The organism is Plantibacter lichenum, assembly GCF_050587525.1.
In the GTDB taxonomy this organism is placed as follows: domain Bacteria; phylum Actinomycetota; class Actinomycetes; order Actinomycetales; family Microbacteriaceae; genus Plantibacter.
In genome coordinates, this window is sequence record NZ_JBOBFT010000005.1 from 222,671 (window position 1) to 245,469 (window position 22,799).

General features: G+C 67.6%; 22 protein-coding genes. 11 read left to right on the forward strand and 11 right to left on the reverse strand.

Features of this window, described 5'->3' with window-relative positions; translation table 11 throughout:
* Positions 1-231 precede the first annotated feature (231 nt).
* On the forward strand, positions 232-1,830 hold the full coding sequence (locus ACQ3HB_RS09190) for a putative Ig domain-containing protein (RefSeq protein ID WP_430919683.1): 1,599 nt from the start codon (positions 232-234) through the stop codon (positions 1,828-1,830).
* A 27-nt stretch (positions 1,831-1,857) separates the two neighbouring features.
* Here ACQ3HB_RS09190 and ACQ3HB_RS09195 read toward each other — a convergent pair whose 3' ends face one another.
* The gene (locus tag ACQ3HB_RS09195; protein ID WP_430919685.1) at positions 1,858-2,463 is read right to left on the reverse strand and encodes an amidase domain-containing protein; all 606 of its coding nucleotides are present in this window, start codon (positions 2,461-2,463) and stop codon (positions 1,858-1,860) included.
* A 130-nt stretch (positions 2,464-2,593) separates the two neighbouring features.
* On the opposite strand from ACQ3HB_RS09195, the gene rox reads away from it, so the two are divergent.
* Positions 2,594-4,102, forward strand: coding sequence for a rifampin monooxygenase (rox, locus tag ACQ3HB_RS09200; RefSeq protein ID WP_430919776.1), 1,509 nt, complete (start codon positions 2,594-2,596; stop codon positions 4,100-4,102).
* A gap of 76 nt (positions 4,103-4,178) precedes the next feature.
* Here rox and ACQ3HB_RS09205 read toward each other — a convergent pair whose 3' ends face one another.
* On the reverse strand, positions 4,179-4,787 hold the full coding sequence (locus ACQ3HB_RS09205) for a TetR/AcrR family transcriptional regulator (RefSeq protein WP_430919687.1): 609 nt from the start codon (positions 4,785-4,787) through the stop codon (positions 4,179-4,181).
* Between the two features lie 33 nt (positions 4,788-4,820).
* Here ACQ3HB_RS09205 and ACQ3HB_RS09210 point away from each other — a divergent pair, with 33 nt between their 5' ends.
* Positions 4,821-5,822 carry a DMT family transporter gene (locus ACQ3HB_RS09210; RefSeq protein WP_430919688.1) on the forward strand — a complete coding sequence of 334 codons (1,002 nt, stop codon included), beginning with the start codon at positions 4,821-4,823 and terminating at the stop codon, positions 5,820-5,822.
* Here ACQ3HB_RS09210 and nrdF read toward each other — a convergent pair.
* The 6 genes from nrdF to ACQ3HB_RS09240 form a co-directional block, all read right to left on the reverse strand.
* Positions 5,819-6,793, reverse strand: a complete 975-nt coding sequence (nrdF, locus tag ACQ3HB_RS09215; protein ID WP_430919690.1) for a class 1b ribonucleoside-diphosphate reductase subunit beta — start codon at positions 6,791-6,793, stop codon at positions 5,819-5,821. The two genes, ACQ3HB_RS09210 and nrdF, sit on opposite strands and share 4 nt — an antisense overlap.
* A 143-nt stretch (positions 6,794-6,936) precedes the next feature.
* Positions 6,937-9,042 (reverse strand): class 1b ribonucleoside-diphosphate reductase subunit alpha, encoded by a 2,106-nt coding sequence (nrdE, locus tag ACQ3HB_RS09220; protein ID WP_430919777.1) that lies wholly within the window; start codon positions 9,040-9,042, stop codon positions 6,937-6,939.
* A gap of 23 nt (positions 9,043-9,065) precedes the next feature.
* A complete protein-coding gene (gene nrdI / locus ACQ3HB_RS09225) occupies positions 9,066-9,479 on the reverse strand; it encodes a class Ib ribonucleoside-diphosphate reductase assembly flavoprotein NrdI (RefSeq protein WP_430919691.1) in 414 nt (137 codons plus the stop codon).
* Between the two features lie 39 nt (positions 9,480-9,518).
* A complete protein-coding gene (gene nrdH / locus ACQ3HB_RS09230) occupies positions 9,519-9,752 on the reverse strand; it encodes a glutaredoxin-like protein NrdH (protein WP_430919693.1) in 234 nt (77 codons plus the stop codon).
* Positions 9,753-10,137: 385 nt separating this feature from the next.
* A complete protein-coding gene (locus tag ACQ3HB_RS09235) occupies positions 10,138-10,719 on the reverse strand; it encodes a TetR/AcrR family transcriptional regulator (protein WP_430919695.1) in 582 nt (193 codons plus the stop codon).
* Positions 10,712-11,677, reverse strand: coding sequence for an alpha/beta fold hydrolase (locus ACQ3HB_RS09240; RefSeq protein WP_430919697.1), 966 nt, complete (start codon positions 11,675-11,677; stop codon positions 10,712-10,714). The genes ACQ3HB_RS09235 and ACQ3HB_RS09240 overlap by 8 nt, the downstream gene beginning before the upstream one ends.
* A 96-nt stretch (positions 11,678-11,773) precedes the next feature.
* On the opposite strand from ACQ3HB_RS09240, the gene ACQ3HB_RS09245 reads away from it, so the two are divergent.
* Positions 11,774-12,982: an MFS transporter gene (locus tag ACQ3HB_RS09245; protein ID WP_430919699.1), complete on the forward strand. Its 1,209-nt coding sequence runs from the start codon at positions 11,774-11,776 to the stop codon at positions 12,980-12,982.
* A gap of 170 nt (positions 12,983-13,152) precedes the next feature.
* Positions 13,153-13,551: a hypothetical protein gene (locus tag ACQ3HB_RS09250; protein WP_430919701.1), complete on the forward strand. Its 399-nt coding sequence runs from the start codon at positions 13,153-13,155 to the stop codon at positions 13,549-13,551.
* A gap of 215 nt (positions 13,552-13,766) precedes the next feature.
* Here ACQ3HB_RS09250 and ACQ3HB_RS09255 read toward each other — a convergent pair whose 3' ends face one another.
* Positions 13,767-14,330: an NADPH-dependent FMN reductase gene (locus tag ACQ3HB_RS09255; protein WP_430919703.1), complete on the reverse strand. Its 564-nt coding sequence runs from the start codon at positions 14,328-14,330 to the stop codon at positions 13,767-13,769.
* Positions 14,331-14,401: 71 nt separating this feature from the next.
* Between ACQ3HB_RS09255 and ACQ3HB_RS09260 the strand changes: the two genes are divergently transcribed.
* The 4 genes from ACQ3HB_RS09260 (at position 14,402) to ACQ3HB_RS09275 (ending at position 18,487) form a co-directional block, all read left to right on the forward strand.
* On the forward strand, positions 14,402-15,229 hold the full coding sequence (locus ACQ3HB_RS09260) for an aldo/keto reductase (RefSeq protein ID WP_430919704.1): 828 nt from the start codon (positions 14,402-14,404) through the stop codon (positions 15,227-15,229).
* Positions 15,230-15,313: 84 nt separating this feature from the next.
* The gene (locus tag ACQ3HB_RS09265; RefSeq protein ID WP_430919706.1) at positions 15,314-16,081 is read left to right on the forward strand and encodes an alpha/beta fold hydrolase; all 768 of its coding nucleotides are present in this window, start codon (positions 15,314-15,316) and stop codon (positions 16,079-16,081) included.
* Positions 16,082-16,226: 145 nt separating this feature from the next.
* Entirely contained in the window at positions 16,227-17,300 is a 1,074-nt protein-coding gene (locus ACQ3HB_RS09270) for a DUF4349 domain-containing protein (protein ID WP_430919709.1), read from the forward strand.
* Positions 17,297-18,487: an acyl-CoA dehydrogenase family protein gene (locus ACQ3HB_RS09275; protein WP_430919710.1), complete on the forward strand. Its 1,191-nt coding sequence runs from the start codon at positions 17,297-17,299 to the stop codon at positions 18,485-18,487. The genes ACQ3HB_RS09270 and ACQ3HB_RS09275 overlap by 4 nt, the downstream gene beginning before the upstream one ends.
* Positions 18,488-18,596: 109 nt before the next feature.
* Here the strand turns inward: ACQ3HB_RS09275 and ACQ3HB_RS09280 are convergent, their stop codons facing one another.
* Positions 18,597-18,875 carry a metal-sensitive transcriptional regulator gene (locus ACQ3HB_RS09280; protein WP_430919712.1) on the reverse strand — a complete coding sequence of 93 codons (279 nt, stop codon included), beginning with the start codon at positions 18,873-18,875 and terminating at the stop codon, positions 18,597-18,599.
* A gap of 81 nt (positions 18,876-18,956) precedes the next feature.
* On the opposite strand from ACQ3HB_RS09280, the gene ACQ3HB_RS09285 reads away from it, so the two are divergent.
* A complete protein-coding gene (locus ACQ3HB_RS09285) occupies positions 18,957-20,282 on the forward strand; it encodes a DUF445 domain-containing protein (RefSeq protein WP_430919714.1) in 1,326 nt (441 codons plus the stop codon).
* Positions 20,283-20,444: 162 nt separating this feature from the next.
* Positions 20,445-21,920, forward strand: a complete 1,476-nt coding sequence (locus ACQ3HB_RS09290) for an MFS transporter (protein WP_430919716.1) — start codon at positions 20,445-20,447, stop codon at positions 21,918-21,920.
* A 32-nt stretch (positions 21,921-21,952) separates the two neighbouring features.
* Here the strand turns inward: ACQ3HB_RS09290 and ACQ3HB_RS09295 are convergent, their stop codons facing one another.
* The gene (locus tag ACQ3HB_RS09295) at positions 21,953-22,780 is read right to left on the reverse strand and encodes a DUF1345 domain-containing protein (RefSeq protein ID WP_430919717.1); all 828 of its coding nucleotides are present in this window, start codon (positions 22,778-22,780) and stop codon (positions 21,953-21,955) included.
* Between the last annotated feature and the right edge of the window lie 19 nt (positions 22,781-22,799).

Consider the following 22,799-nt stretch of genomic DNA (forward strand, 5'->3'; position numbering starts at 1 on the left):
GCGGCCGCCGGACGACGGATCATCTCCCCGCGTGATCCGTCGCCCGGCGCCGCATCCCTTCACGTGTTGTTTAATCATGACGAACATGGGATATTGGCATATATGGCCCCGGTGTTCCGCAGGCATCGACCCGTCATGCGTCCCTAGCGCAGACGAAACCACGTCGTCCTGCGGCACCCGCGTCGCCATTCGTCGGCACACGCCGATGCGATGATCACGAGAAAGTTTGGTATGCCCCTCCCCCTCAGAGCCGCCGTCTTCACACCCGTAGCGTGCAGACCCGGAGCATTCAGCGCCGCCGCCGTCATGAGCCTCTGCACCGCACTGGCCATCGGGCCGGCAGCCGCTGGCTCCACCACCGCCTCAAACGCCCCGCGCCATCTGCAGACCGGCACCGCCGAGTCCGGGAAGTCGACCCTCGGGGTCGAGGTGCACCCGACGAACGGGCTCGTGTATGTCGCGAATTCCGAGGCGGACACCGTCACCGCCATCGATACGACCTCGCTGGCCACCGTCGCGAACGTCCCCGTGGCACGGCATCCCGTCGCGCTCGACGTGGATGAGACGACAGGCTTCATCTGGGTCGCATCGAGCTACGGCGACCGGATCGAGGTCATCGACGGTGCCACCAACACGGTAGTGCGATCGATCCCGGTCGGGTGGTCGCCGCAGGACGTCGAGGTCGATTCCACTGCCGGGCGCGCCTACGTCCACCACTCCACGAACTCCGGCTCGATCGTCACCGTCTCCGTGACGGTGCTCGACACCGCGAGCTACGCCGTGCTCGCCGACATCCCCGTGAGCGCAGAGCCGACGACCGGTCTCGCCGGGTCCGATCTCGCCGTCGACGAGTCCCGTCGTCGCGTCTACGTCGCCGACCTCGCCACGAACCGCGTCACGGTCATCGATGGTTCGACCGACGCGATCATCGACACCATCGCCGTCGATCAACCGGGTTCTCTCGCGATGGACTCCAGCACCGGCACGCTCTACATCGGTTCCTACCAGAACAAGCGGATCATCGCGATCGACCCGATGTCGGGAGCAGAACTCGCCGCCTTCTCCGACACCCGGCCCGCCATGCTGACGGTAGACGAAGAGCACGGTCTGCTCTACGCACCGCACCGCAGTGTCGCGAAGGACGAGCTCATCGTGCTCGACGCCACAACCCTCGAGCCCGTCGACCGCGTCGAGCTGGATGCGAGCCCGTACGAGACGGCCATCGACCCGTCGACGCAACGGTTGTTCACGACGAAGCTGTACAGCACGGCGCTCACCGTGGTGACGCGCTACCACCAGCCGAAGGTCATCTCGGCCGCACCTCCCTCTGGCACCGTCGATGTGCCCTACTCGCATGCGATCACCGCCGAGAGCTTCCACCCGGTCACGTTCACCGTCACGGGAGGCGCGCTCCCGTCCGGACTCGCGCTGGACGCCACCACGGGCGTGGTCTCCGGCACACCGACGGAGGAGTCGGCCGGTCCCGTGACGATCACGGTCGCGAATGCGGGTCACGCAGCAGAGGTGAACTACGACGTGACGGTGAACGCTGCACCGGTCGTCCCCGATCCGCACCCCACCCCCGGCCCAGCACCGATCACCCCTGGAACACCGAGCGACGCGGGTACCGTGCCGGCGAAGGCTGTCAACGGATCGCTCTCGGCGACGGGGGTCGACGGCTTGCCGATCTTCCTGGGCGCAACCGCAGTCCTGCTCCTCGGTGCGGCGGCCGTCGTGTTCGCTTCGATCCGCCGGTCACGTGCTCGGCGCATCCCCGCTTCGTCCGGCGCGACCGATCAGGCGGGCACCATCGGGACCGCCGGCGAGTAGACGGTCACGTGGCCTGACGGTCGACCGTCAGGCCACGTGCCAGTAGGTCACCCGCGCGCCCGGGTAGGTCTTCGTGATCGCGTGATCGACGGAGCGGAAGTGCGTGTCGAGCGTGTGCCCTGCGAAGTACACCTGACGGTCGGCGCCGTCGCCGAGGATGCGCGTGACGATCCCCGTGTGGTCCTGGTCGCCGGAGTCGTCCCAGTCGAACTGCACGATGTCGCCCAGCTCGAGCGTCGTCAGATCACTCGCCGCGACTTCGGTCGCGCGCGCCGGATGCTCGTCGAGGTACCGTCCGAAGAGCGTCGAGCTCACCCACGGGTCGCCGTACTCCGCATCGCCATCCTCGTCGAGGTCGAACCACCAGTCGTCGTCCATCTGCCACCCCCTGGCGATGAGGGACTGACTGGCGAAGTTCACGCAGTCGGAGTCGGGGAGCTTGCCGTACTCCTCGTCGTTGTAGTCGTCCCAATGAGCGTGCACGTAGTCGAGCTGGGCCTGCACCGACGGGTCGTCCGAGCGCTGCTCGAGTTGCTCGGGCGAACAGCCCGCGAGCCCGATCACCGTCGTGGCCGCAAGCAACGCAGCCGCCGCGGCGAGGCGGGCTCGGTGGAATCGTCGGGTGGAAGTCATCCGATCAACGCTAGGCGATCCCTCCTGGGCGAACGATGCGGACGGCGCGGGCAGGGCGCCGGCGCCGGCGCCGCGAGGAGTAGAGTACGACCGGCTGCGGCGGAAATCGCGGATTGGGGTCAACATGGACATGTTCGACGTGATCGTGTGCGGCGGAGGACCGACAGGGATGATGCTCGCGAGCGAGCTGCGACTGCACGGCGTCGATGTGCTCGTCCTGGAACGCGACATGGAACCGAGCACGGCCGTCCGTTCCCTCGGGCTGCATCCGCGGAGCATCGAGATCCTGGATCAGCGCGGCGTCCTCGACCGCTTCCTCGCCCTCGGCACGCGGTATCCGGGCGGCGTCGGCCGATTCGCCGGGATCGAGACGTCCGCGCCCGTGCACCTGGATTCCGCGCACGCCTACATCCTCGGCATCCCCCAGCCGACCACCGACCGCCTCCTGACCGAGCGTGCCGAGGAACTCGGTGCAGAGATCCGTCGCGGCGCCGAGGTGACGGGATTCATGCAGGACGAGGACGGAGTCGACGTCGATCTCGCCGATGGCACGCGGGTGCGGTCCCGATGGCTCGTCGGTTGCGACGGCGGCCGCAGCCTGGTCCGCAAGTTGCTCGGCGTCGGTTTCCCCGGCGAGGCCGCCCAGACGGAGTGGCTGCTCGGCGAGGTCGCCGTCACGATGCCCGCCGAGGAGGTGGCGGCGGTGTCGGATCGCGTGCGGCAGACGCATCGAGGCTTCGGCATCGGTCCGGCGGGTGACGGCCTGTATCGCGCGGTCGTCCCGGCCGCGAGCGTGACGGAGGACCGCTCGGTTCAGCCGACCATCGACGAGTTCCGGACCCAGCTCCTCGCCTACGCCGGCACGGATTTCGGTGCGCACGCCGCGAAGTGGCTGTCGCGGTTCAGCGATGCGACGCGCCTCGCCGAGCGGTATCGCGTCGATCGTGTCTTCCTGGCAGGCGATGCCGCGCACGTCCACCCGCCGCTCGGCGGGCAGGGCCTCAACCTGGGGATCCAGGACGCGTTCAACCTCGGCTGGAAGCTCGCCGCCGCGGTGGACGGGTGGGCGCAGGACGGTCTCCTCGACACGTACGAGACTGAGCGGCGCCCCGTCGCCGAGGACGTCCTGACCATCACCCGAGCGCAGAGCGTGCTGCTCTCCCCCGAACCCGGTCCGCAGGCCGTCCGCCGTCTCCTCGCCGAGCTCATGGCGTTCGAGGACGTCAGTCGGCTCCTCGCCGAACGGATCAGCTCGATCGGCATCCGATACGACGTCGGGAAGGGCGGCGGGCTCGGTGAGGCTCCGGAACTCCTCGGCCGACGCCTGCGCGACGTCCCGCTCCCGCGCGGCAGGCTGTACGAGCTGCTCCACCACGGTCGCGGACTCCTCCTCGATCGCTCGGGCACGCTCTCCGTCGCCGGCTGGGAGGATCGGATCGATGTCGCGAGTGACGTCGGCGACCTCAGCGATGACATCGGCGCGCCGGCCGTGCTGCTGCGCCCGGACGGCCACGTCGCGTGGCTCGGAGACGACCAGGCAGATCTGGTCCGCCAGGTGCGGAGGTGGTTCGGCCCTGCACTCGGTCCGCAGAAGGTCGACCCCACACGACAGCAGGAGAACCGCCCGGCAGAAGGATGAGTCCTCGTCCTCCGTCCTTCCCTCGCGCGGTTTTCCTTCTCGGCGCGACCCGACGGCGTCCGCGGACGCACGGTCATCAGCGCCCGAGCAACGCCTCCGCCGCCCGCCGCGCGCTCCGGAACGGGTGCTCGAACGTGCCCATGCCGAGCGTGACGAGGGCGCCTTCGTAGAGGAGCATGAGCGCGTGCGCGAGCTCGTCGGCTCCGGCATCGGAGTCCACGACGCCCGCTTCGACGCACAGCTCCCGGAACACGGCGTGCATCCACACCTTCTGCCTGACCACCTCGGCGTGGCTCGGGTAACTCGCGTCGGGGATCTCCGCCTGAGCGTTGATGGCGCTGCAGCCCTTGGTGCTGTTGTGTTCCGCCCAGCGCTCGGAGATGTCGTAGACGGCGAGGACGCGATCGATGCCGGACAGCTCGGCGGTCTCGGCGAGCGAGGACTCGAAGGACGTCCGCCACCGACGATCCCGATCCTGCAGGTACGCGACGACGAGCGCCTCCTTGGAGCCGAACCGGTCGTAGAGCGTCTTCTTGGTGACACCAGCGGTTTCCGCGATGGTGTCGACGCCGACCGCGTGGATGCCCTGCTCGTAGAAGAGTGCGGACGCGGCGTCCAGCACACGGCGAGCAGCTTTCGTGAGCACGGGCGCCGCTTCGAGCGGCATGAGTTCCGAGACGGCCATGCGAAAAATATACCACTCTGTATACTCGACTCCATGAGTAAACAGATCGGTATACTTTCGAAGCTCGGCCTGGTGGCGCTCTCGGCGGCGTTCGTGCTCAGTTGGAGTTCCGGATTCCTCGCGGCGAAGCTCGGCACGGCCGACGTCACGCCGATGACGATCCTGGTCTGGCGCTTCGTTCCGCTCGCAGCCGGACTCGTGCTCATCGCGATCATCCGACACCGCGCGCAGGGAATCCGGCGCCCCAGCAGACCAGCACTCACGACGCAGGCCGTGATCGGTCTGAGCTCGCAATTCGGCTATGTCCTGCCCATCTACCTCGCTATCGGACTCGGCGTCAGCGCCGGGACGACAGCACTCATCGACGCCGTGCAGCCGATCGTGATCGCGACGCTCGTCGGCCCGCTCCTCGGCCTGCGCGTCCGCGCCCTGCAGTGGGTCGGCCTCGCACTGGGCGCGCTCGGCGTCGTGCTGATCGTCGCGAACGACATCGCGAGCACCACCGCACCGCTCTGGGCGTACGCCTTCCCGCTCTGCGCGATGGCGAGTCTGGTGTTCGGGACATTCTGGGAGCGCAAGCATCCCGTCGAGATGTCGGTCTTCGACACGCTCACCGTGCACACCTCGGTCGCCGCTGTCGCGTTCGCAGTCCTCGCGGTCGCGACCGGAACGCTCCTGCCGCCAGCGAGCTGGAGTTTCTGGCTGACGATCCTGTTCCTCGCGGCCGTCCCGACGCTCGCAGCCTACGGGCTCTACTGGGTCCTCATGCGGCGCATCGGCATCACGGCCCTCAACGCACTGCTCTTCCTCGTGGCTCCGACCACCGCGGTGCTCGGAGCGATCCTCTTCGGCGAGCCGCTCACCGCCCTGACGATCACCGGCCTCCTCCTCGCCGGCGTCGCCGTCTCCCTCGTCGTCCTTCCCGCGCGCCCCGGCGTTCCGCAGGAGCCTGCGCCCGCACCAACGCGACAACGGGCTCAGGAACCATCGGTCCGTGAGCCCGTCGAAGGGTGTCGTTCAGCTGTTGGTGCTTAGAAGTCCCAGTCCTCGTCCTCGGTGACGACGGCCTTGCCGATGACGTACGAGGAACCCGACCCGGAGAAGAAGTCGTGGTTCTCGTCCGCGTTCGGGGAGAGCGCCGAGAGGATCGCCGGGTTCACGTCGGTGACGGTCTTCGGGAACATGGGCTCGTAGCCGAGGTTCATGAGGGCCTTGTTGGCGTTGTAGTGCAGGAACTTCTTGACGTCCTCGGTCAGGCCGACCTCATCGTACAGATCCTGCGTGTACTGGACCTCGTTCTCGTACAGCTCGAACAGCAGCGAGAACGTGTAGTCCTTGATGTCGTCGCGCTCCGCCTGGGTCAGCTTCTCGAGACCCTTCTGGAACTTGTATCCGATGTAGTAGCCGTGCACGGCCTCATCGCGGATGATCAAGCGGATCATGTCCGCCGTGTTGGTGAGCTTGGCGCGGCTCGACCAGTGCATGGGCAGGTAGAAGCCCGAGTAGAAGAGGAAGGACTCGAGCAGCGTCGACGCCGCCTTCCGCTTGAGCGGGTCGTCGCCGTGGTAGCGGTCCATGACGATGGACGCCTTCTTCTGCAGGTTCGGGTTCTCGACCGACCAACGGAACGCCTCGTCGATCTCCTTCGTGGAGCTCAGCGTGGAGAAGATCGAGGAGTAGCTCTTCGCGTGGACGGATTCCATGAACGCGATGTTCGTGTAGACGGCCTCCTCGTGCGGGGTGATCGCATCGGGGATGAGCGCGACGGCGCCGACGGTGCCCTGGATCGTGTCGAGGAGCGTCAGGCCCGTGAACACGCGCATCGTGAGCTGCTGCTCGGCGGGCGTGAGCGTGTTCCACGACTGGACGTCGTTCGACAGCGGGATCTTCTCGGGCAGCCAGAAGTTGTTGACGAGGCGGTTCCAGACTTCGACGTCCTTCTCGTCCTCGATCTTGTTCCAGTTGATCGCCTGTACCCGGTCGACGAGCTTGAGCTTCTCTGACATGTGTTTCGTGTCCTTCTGCGGAAGTGAGTGTGGTGGGCCCTTCGACAGGCTCAGGGACCGGAGCCCGATCAGGGACCGGAGTTCCGGTCACTGAGCCTGTCGAAGTGCGATGCGCCAAGGATGACGCACGGCGGCGTGAACCGCTAGAGCATGCAGCTGACGCAGCCCTCGACCTCCGTGCCCTCCAGCGCGAGCTGGCGGAGACGGATGTAGTAGATGGTCTTGATGCCCTTCTTCCACGCGTAGATCTGAGCCTTGTTGATGTCGCGCGTCGTCGCCGTGTCCTTGAAGAACAGCGTGAGCGAGAGGCCCTGGTCCACGTGCTGCGTCGCCGCGGCGTACGTGTCGATGATCTTCTCGGCACCGATCTCGTAGGCGTCCTCGTAGTACTCGAGGTTGTCGTTCGTCATGAACGGAGCCGGGTAGTAGACGCGGCCCAGCTTGCCTTCCTTGCGGATCTCGATCTTCGAGGCGATCGGGTGGATCGACGAGGTCGAGTTGTTGATGTACGAGATCGAACCGGTGGGCGGGACCGCCTGCAGGTTCTGGTTGTAGATGCCGTACTCCTGGACGGACGCCTTGAGGGCGACCCAGTCGGCCTGCGTCGGGATCTGCACGCCTGCCTGCTCGAACAGCTCGCGGCCGCGGTCGGTCTCCGGCTCCCACACCTGGTCGGTGTACTTGTCGAAGAACGTGCCGGATGCGTACGTCGAGTCGGCGAAGCCGTCGAACGTCTGCTTGCGCTCCTTGGCGATCAGGTTCGATGCACGCAGTGCGTGGAACAGGACCGTGTAGAAGTAGATGTTCGTGAAGTCGATGCCCTCGACGCTGCCGTAGTGGACGTGCTCACGAGCGAGGTAGCCGTGCAGGTTCATCTGGCCGAGGCCGATGGCGTGCGACTTGTCGTTGCCGTCCTCGATGGAGCGGACCGATGCGATGTGGCTCTGGTCCGACACCGAGGTGAGGCCGCGGATGGCCGTCTCGACCGTGCGACCGAAGTCGGGCGAGTCCATCGTGAGCGCGATGTTCAGCGAACCGAGGTTGCAGGAGATGTCCTTGCCGATCTCCTTGTACGAGAGGTCCTCGTTGTAGGTCGTCGGCGTGTTGACCTGGAGGATCTCCGAGCACAGGTTGGACATGTTGATCCGGCCCTTGATCGGGTTGGCCGCGTTCACCGTGTCCTCGAACACGATGTAGGGGTAGCCGGACTCGAACTGGATCTCCGCGATGGTCTGGAAGAACTCGCGGGCGTTGATCTTGGTCTTCTTGATGCGCGGGTCGTCGACCATCTCCTGGTACTTCTCCGTGACGGAGATGTCGCCGAAGGGCACGCCGTAGACGCGCTCGACGTCGTACGGGGAGAACAGGTACATGTCCTCGCCCTTCTTCGCGAGCTCGAAGGTGATGTCGGGGACGACGACGCCGAGGGACAGCGTCTTGATGCGGATCTTCTCGTCGGCGTTCTCACGCTTGGTGTCGAGGAAGCGCAGGATGTCGGGGTGATGCGCGTTGAGGTACACCGCGCCGGCTCCCTGGCGGGCGCCGAGCTGGTTGGCGTAGCTGAAGGAGTCCTCGAGGAGCTTCATCACGGGGATGATGCCGCTCGACTGGTTCTCGATCTGCTTGATGGGCGCACCGGACTCGCGGATGTTCGAGAGCGACAGGGCGACGCCGCCGCCGCGCTTGGACAGCTGGAGGGCCGAGTTGATGCCGCGCGAGATGGACTCCATGTTGTCCTCGATGCGGAGGAGGAAGCAGGAGACGAGTTCGCCGCGCTGGGCCTTGCCCGAGTTGAGGAACGTCGGGGTGGCCGGCTGGAACCGGCCTGCGACGATCTCCTCGACGAGGGCGACGGCGAGCTTCTGGTCACCGTTCGCGAGACCGAGGGCGGTCATCACGACGCGGTCCTCGAAACGCTCCAGGTACCGCTTTCCGTCGAACGTCTTGAGCGTGTAGGAGGTGTAGTACTTGAACGCGCCGAGGAAGGTCTGGAAGCGGAACTTCTTCGAGTAGGCGAGGTCGTTGAGCTTCTGGATGAACTCGAACGGGTACAGGTCGAGGACGGCCTGCTCGTAGTACTCCTTCTCGACCAGGTAGTCCAGGCGCTCCTTGAGGGAGTGGAAGAAGACCGTGTTCTGGTTGACGTGCTGGAGGAAGAATTCGCGAGCTGCTTCACGGTCCTTGTCGAACTGGATCTCGCCGTTCGGGCCGTAGAGGTTGAGCATGGCGTTGAGCGAGTGGTAATCCATCTGGCTCGTCGACGGGGCGTCGATCACGGAAGTTGGTGTTGCAACCAAAATGAGTCCAATCCTTCTTGGACGGTGCGCACATCGTCCGGGGTTCCAAAGAGTTCGAAGCGGTACAGGTGGGGAACCTTGCATTTGCGGGCGATGACATCGCCAGCGAGACCGTAGGCTTCACCGAAGTTGGTGTTGCCTGCGGCGATGACCCCGCGGAGCAGTGATCGGTTGTCCTCGTCGTTGAGGAACTTGACCACCTGTTTGGGTACGGCGCCCTCCCCGTTGCCTCCGCCATAGGTCGGCGTGATGAGGACGAACGGATCGACGGCTTTCATGGCCGCGTCTTTCGCGTACAACGGGATGCGCAGTGACGGCATCTCCAGCTTGTCCATGAAGCGATGAGTGTTCCCCGAGATGCTGGAGAAGTAGATCAGACGTGTGTTCACGCTGGGTCTCCTACGGGGTGAATCGGATGTGGACCTGCACTACGCGAGACGCGCCGCGAGTTCCTCGATCTTGTCGGGACGGAAGCCCGACCAGTGGTCTTCCTCCGTGATGACGACGGGTGCCTGCAGGTAGCCGAGGGCCTTGACCTGCTCGAGAGCTCCTTCGTCGACGGAGAGGTCGAGGATGTTGTACTCGATCCCCTTCTTGTCGAGCGCGCGGTAGGTTGCCGTGCACTGGACGCAGCTGGGCTTCGTGTAGACGGTGATTGCCATAGCTTTCTCTGCCTTCCCCTCAAAATCTTGTGTTCTTCCCGGCGCCCTACGCCGGGGTTCCAATACTACATATAGTTCCGGCGCTTCAGAAGCACCACAAGGGCTAGTAGTTACACGTCTGTAGTTTTCCACCGGGTTCTCCACCGTTTTGGGCGAGTTATCCACCGGTTCGTCTCTTGGTGCAACGCGTTCGAGGGGCCGAAAATTGCCGATTCACCGGGCTTTCGGACCCCTGTGGCCGAGAAGTTATCCACAGGAGCAATTTTCCCCCGCACCACCGACATTCGTCGGCACGTCGGCGTGTCGCGGGCGTGTCCCCACCACCACATGTGGGTGCACCTGCGCCTCGCTACCCACAGTGGTAGTGGGTGGACCGCGGATCGGCCTACCGCTGGCCTCCGGAAGCGGACCACGTGGAGAGGGCGGTCACGACGCTGTCCACGAGTCGGGCGTAACTCCGGTCGATGTCGACCGGCAGTTCGAAGGCGTGGCCCGTCTCGAGCGCGACGAATCCGTGCAGGGCGGAGCGGAGGAAGCGGGTCGCGTCGATGGCGTCGTCCCCGCGCAACTCGTAGCCTCCGAGGACGGCGAAGACGAGGGTCGTGAAGGCCTCCGAGACGGCGAGATCCTCCTCGTCGCCGGGAACGGGCGCCCTGACCGTCGTCGGGTACCAGCCCGGGTGGGCGATCGCCCAGCGGCGGTACGCGATGGCGATGGCGCGGATGGCGTCGCCCCCCGCCTTCCCGACGGCCGCACGCCCGAGCGTCGCCACGAGGTCCGTCTTGGCGGCGAGCATGATGCCTCGCTGGAGCGCCGGCATCCCGTCGACGTGCTTGTAGAGGGACGGCGTACGGACGCCGAGCCGCTCCGCGACCACCGCGAGCGTCAGCGCGTCGACACCGGACTCGTCGACGACGATCGCCGCCTCGCGGACGACGATCTCCGCACTGAGCCCCGCCCTAGGCACGGTCGCCCGAACCGTCGGAACCGGCGGCATCGGCAGCCGCAGCGTCGGCGTCGGCGTCACCCGCATCGGCGGCGCTCGGCCCACCCCACACCGTCGCGAGGAACGGCACGACGGCCGCGGCGAAGTCCTCGGCCCGCTCGGACTGCGGGTAGTGCCCGCCGCCAGCGACGAGCACGGCGGACCCGCGCAGCATGTCGGCGATCCACGACGCCTCGGCCACGGGATCGGGGAAGTCCGGGTCCTTCTCCCCCATGACGACGAGCACGGGGGCCGCCACGTCGCCGAGTCGCCGCTCCGCGACATCGTGACTCAGCCTGGTCGTGAGACTGAACGACTTCGCGTAGCCGGGACGGCGGAGACTGCGCACGATCTCATCGCGATGCGCCTCGAAGTCGGCGGCCTTGGCGGCGGGCGACAGCGTGGACAGGTACCGCTTCCAGACGGTCGCGGCCCACGGCCGGGCCATGAGCACGCGCATGACGCCTCGCATGAACGGCGAGGCGGCGGCCGGGTTCCGCACGAAGGGCCCGACGAGGACGAGCCCGTCGACGAGTTCTGGTCGCTCGGCAGCGACGATGACGGCCGCACCGGCACCCATCGAGTTGCCGACCACGACGGCCGGTGATCCGAGGTGCGCCAGAAGGGCGATGATGTCTCCGGCGGTCGCCTCGTCGCCGTACCCCGGGAAGTCCGCGGTGCTGTCCCCGTGACCCCGCAGGTCGACCGAGACGGCCGTTCCACCCGCGGCGACGATCGCCGGCACGGTGAAGCGGTAGGTGCTGCGGAGGTCGCCCATCCCGGGGACGAGGACCACGAGCGGGCCCGATCCCGCCACGTCGTAGGCGATTCGGCCGCCCGGAACGTCGAGGAATCGGGTCGTGCGCGATGCTGCCGATGCGGCCGCGTTGCGGCGCACGTTTCGGCCCGCGTTGGCGCCGGCATTCTGGTCCGTGTTCATGTGGCTAATGTAGTTAGCTTTACGGCTAAGCGCAAGAGCCGATTTCGCCGGAGATTCCCTCCTGAGCAGGCCCGTCGTCCGCATAGACTGGACACAGTGAGCAGCTACCGTGACCTTCTTCAGACCCCCGGCGTGGGGCGCATCATCGTGGCTCAGCTCACCGCACGATTCCCGTTCGGCATGCTGTCGCTCGCCTTCCTGCTCCATGTCGAGCGGGTCACCGGATCGTACGGTGCGGCGGGCCTCGTCCTCGCAGCCACGAGCATCGGCCAGGCCATCGCCGGTCCGCTCACGAGCCGCTGGATGGGCGTCTGGGGCATCCGCAAGGTCCTCCTCCTGACGCTCGCCGTCTGCGCGACGACGGTGTCGATCATCGCCCTCGTGCCGATGACGGTTCCGCTCTACATGATCGTCGGCTTCGTCGCGGGCCTCAGCACGCCCCCCGTGCAGCCCGCCGTCCGCACCATCTACCCGAAGATGGTCACCTCGCAGCAGCTCACGCCGCTCTTCTCGCTCGACGCCTCGGCGCAGGAGATCATCTGGGTCCTCGGCCCCGTCGTCACGACGTTCGTCTCCACGCAGGTCGGCACCGTGTGGGGCATCCTGCTCGCGGCCGTCATCATGATCGGCGGCGGCCTGTGGTTCATCGCCTCACCGGAGGTCGGCCGCGTCCGCATCCCGCGCAGCCGCAGGAAGCTCGGTCAGGTCCTCAAGCGTCCTCCCGTGCTCCTCGCGACGATCGCCGGCTTCCTCCTCATCGGCGCCTGCGCCGCCGTCGAAGCGGGCGTCGTCGCCACCTTCGGCCACGACGGCCTGGAGGCGGGCATCGTCCTCGCCATCTTCTCGGTCGGCTCCCTCGCCGGCGGCCTGGCCCTCGGCCACACGCCCATCGGGCCGTTCGCGCTCGCCCGCCGCATCTTCATCGTGTTCTTCGGCCTCGCCATCGCGAGCCTGTTCCTCAACGTCTGGTGGTTGTCGGTCACCCTCTTCATCGCGGGCATCGGCATCGCCCCGGCCCTCGCGGTGCTGTTCGCGATCGTCTCGGCGAGCGTCAAGTTCAGCGACACCGCTGAGGCGTACGGCTGGGTCGGCACAGGACAGCTCATCGGTGCGGCGATGGGATCGGCTGCCGCCGGCTTCCTCATCGACGGCACGGGCGCGGTGGGCGCGTTCTGGGTCGCGGGCGCGTTCGCCTTCCTCGGCTTCGTGCTGCCGTGGATCGGCCACCGCTGGCACCCCGACCTCCGGGGCCGGGACGCGAGCCCCATCCCGGACACCGAGCCGATCTCGACGCAGCCCTCCTAGGATCGCCCGGTCGGCTTCGCACTCGAGGCCGCGAGTCGCTTACGCCGTTGGCCGGCGGCAGCACGGCCCGCGTACGACCATCGTGATGGGGCCGGCCCGAATCGTGACGGGGCACTCCCGCGATTCGGTCGCGGTACGGGCTCCCGGAGAGCGCGTGGTTCACTGTTGCCATGCGCATCCAGGAACCAGAAACGTTTCCGGCAGATACCGACACGATCATCACCCCCGTGTACCGGGTCGACTTCTGGAGTCTCGAAGAGGGGCTCGTCGTCAACTGCTTCCAGGTTCACGACGCCAGGGACGTGCTCGAAGTAGAAGCCTGGGCCAGAGACCAACGGCACAGCCAGTACATCATCTACTGCGAGGTTCCCGCTCCACAGGGCCTGGTCCAGTATGTCCGCGTCAGCGGGTATGAACCGTTCATCACCAATGACCCGGTCGAACACTTCCTCTCCGACCCGGCGGACGTCGAACAAGTGCAACAGCGCCTCGATGCGTGGCCGCCCTCGGCTGATGTCCTCGACTCGCCGGTCCGATACACGGCCGAAGCGCACGACGACACGCCCTGAGCACGCGAAGACGCGCAACGGTGCGAACTGACGACCCGGATCGAATCGGCCTCGCTCGCGTCACTGGGGATCGGCGGGCGGCCTCGCACGACCTACACCGCGGCGAAGACGAAAGCTGGACACTCGGGGTCACCTGACCACGAGTTGCCCGCGCGTACACCCCGCTTCCGGGGCGGTCGCTCGATCGTCGAGCGACCGCCCCAGAGCGCCCGCCGCTACGCCTGCCGGAGCGGCGCGAGCGCCCCATCGAGCGCGACGAGTTCGTCGAGGAGCATGCCGAGCACGGCGGTCTGCCGCTCGGTCGGCGTGAAGACGCCCTCCTCCACCTGCTTCGCGACGTAGGAGATCTCGACGTTCGCGCCCGTGCTCACGAGGCCGAGCGCCTGGAGCACCGGGCGGAGCGCGACCACGCCGCGGGTGCCGGCGGACACGCCGCCGTAGCTCGCGATGCCGACGGGCTTCCGGCCCCACTCGTGCATGAGGTAGTCGAGCGCGTTCTTGACCGCCGGCGCGTAACTGTAGTTGTACTCGGGCGTAACGAAGAGGAAGGCGTCGGCGCTGTCCACCCGCTCGCTCCAGGCGATCGTGTGCGGCTGCGTGTACCGGCGGAGTCGCGGATGCGCTTCCTCATCCATGAACGGGAGCGCGAGTTCGCGCAGGTCGACGTAGTCCACCTCGAAGCGGCCGTCGGCGGATGCGATGCCACGGGCCCACTCCCCGACAGCACCGCCCACCCGCTTCGGTCGGACGCTCCCCACCACGATCATGAGCTTCGGCATGCGGTTCCTTCCCATCGGCGTTCGCGATGCATCGACCGCCCCGATCCAGGATGGTCGTGTTGAATGGGAGCATGTCGACGCCTTCCCCCATTCTGTCCCTGAACGACGGCCGATCAATCCCACAGCTGGGGCTCGGCGTGTACAAGATCGCCGATGACGAGGCGACCGCAGCCGTCACGACGGCGCTCGAAGCCGGATACCGGCACGTCGACACGGCAACGCTGTACCGCAATGAGCGAGGCGTCGGCCGGGCGATCCGCGAGTCCGCGGTCCCGCGCGAGGAGGTCTTCCTCACGACGAAGGTCTGGAACTCGGACCAGGGCTTCGACGAAACCCTGCGCGCCTTCGACACGAGCCTCGACCTCCTCGGGCTCGAGTACGTCGACCTGTACCTGATCCACTGGCCGGCGCCGAAACAGGACCGCTACATCGAGACCTGGAAGGCGCTCGAACGCCTGCGCGCCGAGGGGCGGGCCCGCTCGATCGGCGTGTCGAACTTCCACCCGCACCACCTCCGACGTCTCCTCGGCGAAGCGGAGGTCGTGCCGGCGGTCAACCAGGTCGAGCTGCACCCGTGGCTCCCCCAGCACGACACCCGCGCGTTCGACGCGTCCCACGGCATCGTGACCGAGGCGTGGTCGCCGCTCGCCCGCGCCAAGGTGCTCGGCAACGGCGTCCTCGATGCGATCGCGGCCAAGCACGGCCGTTCTGTCGCGCAGATCGTGCTCCGTTGGCACGTGCAGCTCGGCGTCGTCGTGATCCCCAAGTCCGTCACGCCGTCGCGCATCCGGGAGAACATCGACGTGTTCGACTTCGCACTCGACGCCGACGACCTGGCCGCGATCGCCGGCCTCGAGAGCGGCGAGCGCACGGGCAAGGACCCGGACGACCTCGACTGAGAGGCGGCCGCATCTCAGGGACCTGTCTCGTCTTCGCGCGTCACGCGCATCGACCGGTCATCTCCGCGCCCTAAGCTGCTGGACATGACCGCTGTGACCCTGCCCCGAACGATCTGGGGCGACGCCTCAGCCACCCGCACCGCACTCGTCGTGCACGGTCTCGGGAGCAACGGTCCGAGCACGTGGCGCATCGGCACGGACCTCGCCGAGCGCGGCTGGCACGTCACCGCGGTCGACCTCCGCGGCCACGGCTTCGCGCCGAGGACCCACGACTACCGGGTCGAGGCGTACGCGGAGGACCTCGCCGCGACGAGGCCAGACGGCGGCGGCGTGTGGGACCTCGTCGTCGGGCACTCGCTCGGCGGTGCGGCGAGCGCCGTGGCGTCGGCGTCCGATCCGTCGTGGACCCGCAAGCTCGTGCTCATCGACCCGGCGATCCTCCTCGATGACCGCGACGCCACCATCATCCGCGCCAGCCAGGAGGCGTCGTTCGCAGACAACACGATCGAATCCGTCCGAGCGAAGAACCCGGCGTGGCACGACCAGGACGTCGAACTCAAGGTGCAGGCGGTCTCTCAAGCGAGCCGATGGGCGATCGAGCAGACCAGCGAGCAGAACCAGCCGTGGGACGTGCGAGCTCAGACGGCCGACATCGGCGTCCCCACCTTCGTGATCGCTGCGGACCCTGCCGTCCACAGCCTCTTCACCGGCGCGGTCGCCGCGGAGGTGCTCGCGAACAACCCGAAGCTCAGCATGACGGTCATCGTCGGCGCGGGGCACAACGTCCAGCGGGAGCGTCCCACGGAGACGATGAAGGCCATCGCGGAGTGGGCGGAGCTGCCCGTTCGCTGAGCGGTCGCTCCTGAGCCCGGGGACCTGAGCCCGGGTCGTGAGCTCAGCTCCACCGGCGGACTCCCAGCCCCGCGAGACCGGATCGTGACCGGGTTCCCAGGACTCCCTCCGCCGCGGAAGCCTGTGTGCTCCCTATGGTTGGTCCATGAGACGCATGACTTCCCGCCGCCGCACCGCCGCGGTCACCTCGTCCCTCGCCATCGTCCTCGCAGCAGGTCTGCTCCTCAGCGGTTGTTCGTTGGCTGGGTCGTCGGCTCCCGGAACCAACGGCGGCGGGACGATCCCCGTCGTCCCGATGGACCCGCAGGTCAAGCTGCCCGGCGCGGAGGGCGGCGGCATCGCTCCTGACGGGAGCGCTTCTGATGCATCCGGAACGGCCAGGAACGGCACGAGCGTGCAGCCGCAGGTCGTCACCACGGGGTCACTCACCCTCACCGATGCCGATCCGGCGAAGCTCGCGGACAAGGCGTCGAAGATCGTGCTCGACGCGGGCGGCCGTGTCGACACGCGCGATGAGAGCCCTGCCGGTGCGAACCAGACGGCGCAGGCGAACCTCACGGTCCGCATCCCGAAGGACGACTTCGATCGTGTCCTCGATGACATGAAGGCCCTCGGGATTGTGACGGGCGTCTCGATCTCGACGGTCGACGTCACGACGCAGGCGGCCGACCTCGACGCGCGGATCACCGCGCTGCAGGCATCCGTCGACCGCCTCCTCGCGCTCATGAAGGAAGCGACGTCCACGGCAGACCTCCTCGCGGCCGAGACGAGCCTGTCCGAACGCCAGGCGGAACTCGACGGGCTCGTCGCCCAGCGCGACGCCCTCGGCGATCAGGTCGACTACTCGTCCGTGTACATCAGCGTCATCGCGCCAGGCACCGCGGGCTCCGCTCTCCCGTCCGACTTCTGGGGCGGCCTGGTGGCCGGCTGGAACGCGCTCCTCACAGCAGGCAGCGGCCTCGTCGTCGTCATCGGCTTCCTCGCACCGTGGATCGGCCTCCTACTCGTCCTCGGACTCGTGGTGCTCCTCGTGATCCGGCTCGCTCTGCGCCGTCCGCGTCAGCGTTCGGGTCCGTCTGCTCCTCCGGCGCACCCTGCCGGCCGGGGACCGCACCCGGCCGCCCCGGCACAGCAGCCTGCCACTCCGGCCCAGCACTCGCAGCCCGCGACCGACGCACCTGGCGAGACGCGCCCGGGCACTGGGACACTGGAGGAGTGACCATTCCGAGCGCATCAGCATCCGTCCCCTTCGACCCGGCGACGATCCTGCCGGACGACCTCGTCGAACGGATCCGCTCCCGCGCCGTCGTCCACGACCGGGAGAACACCTTCTTCGATCGTGATCTCGAGGAGCTCCGGGAGGTCGGCTACCTGCGGGCGTTCGTACCGACGTCGCTCGGTGGGCTCGGTTACGGGCTCCGCGAGGTGACCCTCCTGCAGTCGCGGCTCGCCACGGCCGCCCCGGCGACGGCCCTCGCGATCAACATGCACCTCGTCTGGACGGGCGTCGCGAAGCTCCTCCGCGACCGCGGTGACGACTCGCTCGCGTTCGTCCTCGAGGGTGCCGCCGCCGGCGAGCTCTTCGCCTTCGGCGTCAGCGAGGCCGGCAACGACCTCGTCCTCTTCGGCTCGGACACGGAGGCGCGGCCGGGCGACGACGGCTCGTACTCGTTCTTCGGCACGAAGATCTTCACGTCGCTGTCGCCGGCGTGGACGCAGCTCGGCACGACCGGTCTCGACCTGACCTCCCCTGACGCACCGAAGGTCGTGTACGGATTCGTGTCACGCGAGGGCGGCGGCTTCGAGATCCGCGACGACTGGGACACGGTCGGCATGCGGGCGAGCCAGAGTCGGACGACGCTCTTGCAGGGCGCGACGGCACCGGCCGATCGGGTGGTGCGCCGCATCGATCCCGGTCCCAATCCCGATCCCATCGTCTTCGGGATCTTCGCGTGCTTCGAGACGCTCATCGCCGCCGTGTACACGGGCATCGGCGAGCGGGCGCTGGAGCTGGCCGTGCAGACGGCGAAGCGCCGGACGTCGAAGAAGAACGGCGGCGCGGCCTATGCGCAGGATCCCGACATCCGATGGCGGATCGCCGATGCCGCGATCGCCTACGACGGCGTCCTCCCGCAACTCGCGTCCATCGCGGCGGACGTCGACGAGCGCGTCGACCACGGCGCCCTGTGGTTCCCGAAGCTCGTCGGACTGAAGGTGCGGGCGACGGAGACGGCTCGGCAGGTCGTCGACCAGGCGATCCGTGTGTCCGGTGGCGGCAGCTACTTCTCCTCGAGCGAGCTCGGCCGCCTCTACCGCGACGTCCTGGCCGGCATGTTCCACCCGTCCGATGCGGAGTCCGCCCACGCCACGGTAGCGGGCGCGTACCTCGGTCCCCTCGTCCCCTGAACCCTGCTGCCGAGGGGTCCCGAATCGCGGGTGCGCACGCCGGACACCCGCACGTTGCGACCCCTCGGCGGAAGGGGTGGGGTCGGGGTGGGGGGTCCGGGACGGCGGGTCAGCCCCGGTTGTTGGACAGCTCGAAGACGCGGAGGAGCTCGGCGACGGCGGCGTCCTTCTGCTCGCCGCCCTCCTCGAACATGTGCGACACGTGCGTCAGGAGATGGTTCTCCACGAGCAGCTTGTTGAGCGAGCCGAGCGACTTCTGGATGGCGAGCGACTGCGTGATGATGTCCATGCAGTAGTCCTCGTTCTCGATCATCTTCTCGAGACCGCGCATCTGGCCCTCGAGGATCTTCGTTCGGTGCAGTGCACGCTTCTTGATGTCCTCAATCACGCGCTCAGAGTACCACCAGGGGGTACCGATGACCGCGCGATGTGAAGCGATCCCGTCATCGGGCGTGCCTAGGATGGGCGGATGACGGTGACGACGAGTACGAGCACCACGAACGGCGCGACGTCCGGCGGTTCGGGTCCGCAGCCAGGCGGGCTCTCCGCAGCGGACGCGGACCGGCTCCGCGGACTGCGAGCGATGAAGCGGCTCGCGACGGGCCTCCTCATCCTGATGGCGCTCATCTTCGCCGTCGCGTTCGCCCTGCAGTCGAGGTACCCGTGGCTCGAGTACGTCCGCGCCGCAGCGGAGGGCGGGATGGTCGGCGCCCTCGCCGACTGGTTCGCCGTGACAGCTCTCTTCCGGCACCCGCTGGGCATCCCGATCCCGCACACGGCGATCATCCCGAAGCGCAAGGACGAGATCGGGGTGAGCCTCGGTGAATTCGTCGAGACGAACTTCCTGTCCGAGGACGTCATCCGCGAGAAGCTCGCGACCTTCAGCGTGTCCGAGAAGCTCGGCGGCTGGCTGAGCGAGCCGAAGAACGCTGAACGCCTCACGACGGAGGCGTCGGTCGCGGTTCGAGGTCTGCTCGACACGCTGTCCGACGACGATGTCCGCGAGCTCGTCGAATCACTCGCCACGAAGCATCTCATCGATCCGGAGTGGGCGCCGAACATCGGCCGGTGGGCGGAGCACATCATCGGTTCCGGCGCCCATCACGACGCCGTCGACCTCCTCGTCGACCGCACGGCCGACTGGCTCGCTGCCAATCCGACCGCGTTCACGAAGCTCGTGTCGAGTCGCCTGCCGGGCTGGGTGCCGTCGTTCGTCGACCGCCTCGTCGACGACAAGCTCTACCGCGAGGCCGTGTCGTTCCTCGAAGCCGTGCGCTCCGATCCGCACCACCAACTCCGCGTCGCCCTCGATCGCTACCTCGTCGAGCTCTCCGGTCAGCTGCAGCACGACCCAGACACGATGGCGCGCCTGGAGCAGGCGAAGCACGGCATCCTCGACAGCCCCCGCGTCCGCGAACTCGCCGGCAAGACGTGGACCGCGGCGAAGGCCGCGTTCGTGGACGCGCTCGACGCCCCGGACAGTCTGCTGCGGGCTCGCATCGCTTCGACGATCGCCGATGTCGGCGTGCGCTTGACGACGGATCGCTCGCTCTCCGCGAAGGTCGACGGCCGTGTCGGTGACGCGCTCGCCTACATCGTCACCAGGTACCGGCACGACATCGCGAGCATCATCACGGACACGGTCGAGCGATGGGATGCACGCGAGACGACGGAGAAGATCGAGCTGCTCGTGGGTCGCGACCTGCAGTTCATCCGGTTGAACGGCACGATCGTCGGTGCGCTGGCCGGTCTGGCGATCTTCACGGTCGCCCAGGCGGTCCTCGCCGCTTTCTAGTCCTGCTCGCCTCTCTCCGCTCTCCCTCTTCTCCTTCCCCGTCCTGTCGTTCTTGCACACTTCCGGAACGCTGGGCCCGGAAAGCGCTTATTTCAGCCGGCAAACGCTTCCTTCGTCCCTCCTGTCACACCACTTCCGGAATTGTGAAGACACCAGGAGGGCATGGGGACGGCGCAGGAGGGCCAGAATGGAGCGGTGACGACGACACCCGCAGACACCCGCAGCCGCACGGAACGCCTCGACGCCCTCCCCTTCACCGGCGCGCACCGCCGCCTGCTCGTCGGATCGGGGGTCGGCTGGGCGCTCGACGCGATGGACGTCGGTCTCGTGTCCTTCGTCCTCGCCCAGCTCGCCGTCCAGTGGCAGCTCGGCAATACGGAGCTGTCGTGGATCGCCTCCGCGGGATTCGTCGGCATGGCGATCGGCGCGAGCCTCGGCGGTCTCCTCGCCGACCGCGTCGGACGCCGGAACGTCTTCGCGATCACGCTCCTGATCTTCGGCATCGCGACGGGCCTCTCGGCGCTCTCCTGGTCACTCGGCGTCCTCATCGTGCTGCGGGTGATCGTCGGCCTCGGCCTCGGCGCTGAACTCCCCGTCGCCTCGACGCTCGCGAGCGAGTTCGCGCCACCGAGGATCCGGGGCCGCATCATCGTGCTGCTCGAAGCGTTCTGGGCGTTCGGGTGGATCGTCGCCGCGCTCATCGGCTACCTCGTAGTCCCGTTGAGCGATGCCGGCTGGCGCTGGGCGCTCGCGCTCGGAGCGGTGCCGGCGGTGTACGCGGCGCTCGTCCGGTTCCGCCTGCCGGAGTCCGTCCGGTTCCTCGAATCTCGTGGGCGATACACCGAGGCCGAGCTCGTCGTCCGGCGGTTCGAGGCATCTGCCGGCGTCGCTTCACCGGCCCTGCCAGCAGGAGACCCGGCGACGGGAGCCCCGACGTCCTCCGCGGCGTCGACGCCGTCCACGTCCTCGGCCGCATATGCGGCACCCGCATCCGCCTCGTCCACGACGCCGTCCCCAGACGCACCCGTGGTCCCCCGCATCACGGCCGGCCAGCGCCTGCGCGCGCTCTGGGCCCCGGCGCAACGCCGCGACACAGGCGCCCTCTGGATCGTCTGGTTCTGCGTCAACTTCTCCTACTACGGAGCGTTCATCTGGATCCCCACGATCCTCGTCGCCTCCGGATTCTCCCTCGTCCGCTCCTTCGGCTTCACGCTCGTGATCACCCTTGCGCAGCTCCCCGGCTACGCGGTGTCGGCGTGGCTCGTGGAGGCGTGGGGCCGGAAGCAGACGCTCGCGCTCTTCCTCGCGGGCTCGGCCGCGTCGGCGATCGGCTTCGGAACGGCCACGAGCGAGCCGATGATCATCACCTTCGGCATGCTGCTCTCCTTCTTCAACCTGGGTGCTTGGGGCGCGCTCTACGCCGTGACGCCCGAGCTCTACCCGACGAGCCTCCGTGCGACGGGTGCGGGCTGGGCTGCAGGCGTCGGCCGAATCGCCTCGATCATCGCGCCGCTCTCCGTACCGGCGCTCCTGCTCGTCGGACACGCCCTGCTGTTCTCCGTCTTCGCCGGGTTCTTCGTCGTCGCGGCCGTCGCCGCGCTCGCCCTGTCCGATATGCGGGGCAAAGCACTCGACTGAGTCGCCGTGCAGAGCGGCACGAACTGCCCGAGCTACGGAATCCGGATGTCCAACGGCGCGCCGGACGACCCCGTGATGGTGTTGAGCGCGAGCACGATGATGAGGCCGTTGAAGAAGAAGCTCAGCACCGAGTGCCAGACGATCCGCCAGCGGACGAGCGGGCGCAGCGTCTCCACGTCGGAGGCGGCGAACGTCGTCCCGATCGTGAACGCGAAGTAGACGAAATCAGTGATCGTCGGGTACGGCGTGTTCGGGAACCGCAGTGTGGGGACGGCGGGGTTCGCGTAGTAGCCCTGCGAGTAGATCTGGGCGAAGCCCCAGTGCAGGAAGCCCCACGCGAGGAGCATCGCCCAGACGCCGATGATCTCGATGAGGCCTTGCCACTCCGGATCCGAGCGGAGCGCGAGCAGCTCGACCGCCGCGCCCAGGCCGACGAAACTCGCGAGGATCGTCGCACCGGTGGACACGATGCGCGCTGGCCGGCTGAGGGCGAGACGGCTCATCCGATGCTCCGTGGCCGGTCGGTCGGCTGCGCTCAGCCGCCAGAGCACCACGATCACGGTCGCCGCATAGAGGGTTCCGATCATGCACCAGAGGAGGAGTGCCCAGAACCCTTCTCCGTAGTCGTCGGCGGAGATGAAGAGGAAGCCGATGACGACCATCGCCAACTGTGTGAGCAGGTTGAGCGAGAAGCCGATGACGCCGAGGGCGGTCCGTGGTGTGGCGATCACGCGGGCGGGAGTCGCTGCCGGTTCCTCGGCCGCTGCCGGGGCCTCGGACAGTTCTGCCGTCTCCGACGTGTGCAGTGGCGCTTCGACGCCCTCGTCAGGCGCCCCGCTCTTCGCCGCATCCTCGCTCATGCGTGCAGACTATCGCGCA

Coding starts and splice junctions, on each gene's coding strand:
- ACQ3HB_RS09250 (WP_430919701.1), top strand. CDS start 13,153: ATGCGCATCCAGGAACCAGAAACGTTTCCGGCAGATACCGACACGATC.
- nrdH (WP_430919693.1), bottom strand. CDS start 9,752: ATGGCAATCACCGTCTACACGAAGCCCAGCTGCGTCCAGTGCACGGCA.
- ACQ3HB_RS09240 (WP_430919697.1), bottom strand. CDS start 11,677: ATGAACACGGACCAGAATGCCGGCGCCAACGCGGGCCGAAACGTGCGC.
- rox (WP_430919776.1), top strand. CDS start 2,594: ATGTTCGACGTGATCGTGTGCGGCGGAGGACCGACAGGGATGATGCTC.
- ACQ3HB_RS09205 (WP_430919687.1), bottom strand. CDS start 4,787: ATGGCCGTCTCGGAACTCATGCCGCTCGAAGCGGCGCCCGTGCTCACG.
- ACQ3HB_RS09285 (WP_430919714.1), top strand. CDS start 18,957: ATGACGGTGACGACGAGTACGAGCACCACGAACGGCGCGACGTCCGGC.
- ACQ3HB_RS09270 (WP_430919709.1), top strand. CDS start 16,227: ATGAGACGCATGACTTCCCGCCGCCGCACCGCCGCGGTCACCTCGTCC.
- ACQ3HB_RS09255 (WP_430919703.1), bottom strand. CDS start 14,330: ATGCCGAAGCTCATGATCGTGGTGGGGAGCGTCCGACCGAAGCGGGTG.
- ACQ3HB_RS09190 (WP_430919683.1), top strand. CDS start 232: ATGCCCCTCCCCCTCAGAGCCGCCGTCTTCACACCCGTAGCGTGCAGA.
- ACQ3HB_RS09290 (WP_430919716.1), top strand. CDS start 20,445: ATGGGGACGGCGCAGGAGGGCCAGAATGGAGCGGTGACGACGACACCC.
- ACQ3HB_RS09295 (WP_430919717.1), bottom strand. CDS start 22,780: ATGAGCGAGGATGCGGCGAAGAGCGGGGCGCCTGACGAGGGCGTCGAA.
- ACQ3HB_RS09265 (WP_430919706.1), top strand. CDS start 15,314: ATGACCGCTGTGACCCTGCCCCGAACGATCTGGGGCGACGCCTCAGCC.
- ACQ3HB_RS09210 (WP_430919688.1), top strand. CDS start 4,821: ATGAGTAAACAGATCGGTATACTTTCGAAGCTCGGCCTGGTGGCGCTC.
- ACQ3HB_RS09195 (WP_430919685.1), bottom strand. CDS start 2,463: ATGACTTCCACCCGACGATTCCACCGAGCCCGCCTCGCCGCGGCGGCT.
- nrdF (WP_430919690.1), bottom strand. CDS start 6,793: ATGTCAGAGAAGCTCAAGCTCGTCGACCGGGTACAGGCGATCAACTGG.
- nrdE (WP_430919777.1), bottom strand. CDS start 9,042: ATGGATTACCACTCGCTCAACGCCATGCTCAACCTCTACGGCCCGAAC.
- ACQ3HB_RS09260 (WP_430919704.1), top strand. CDS start 14,402: ATGTCGACGCCTTCCCCCATTCTGTCCCTGAACGACGGCCGATCAATC.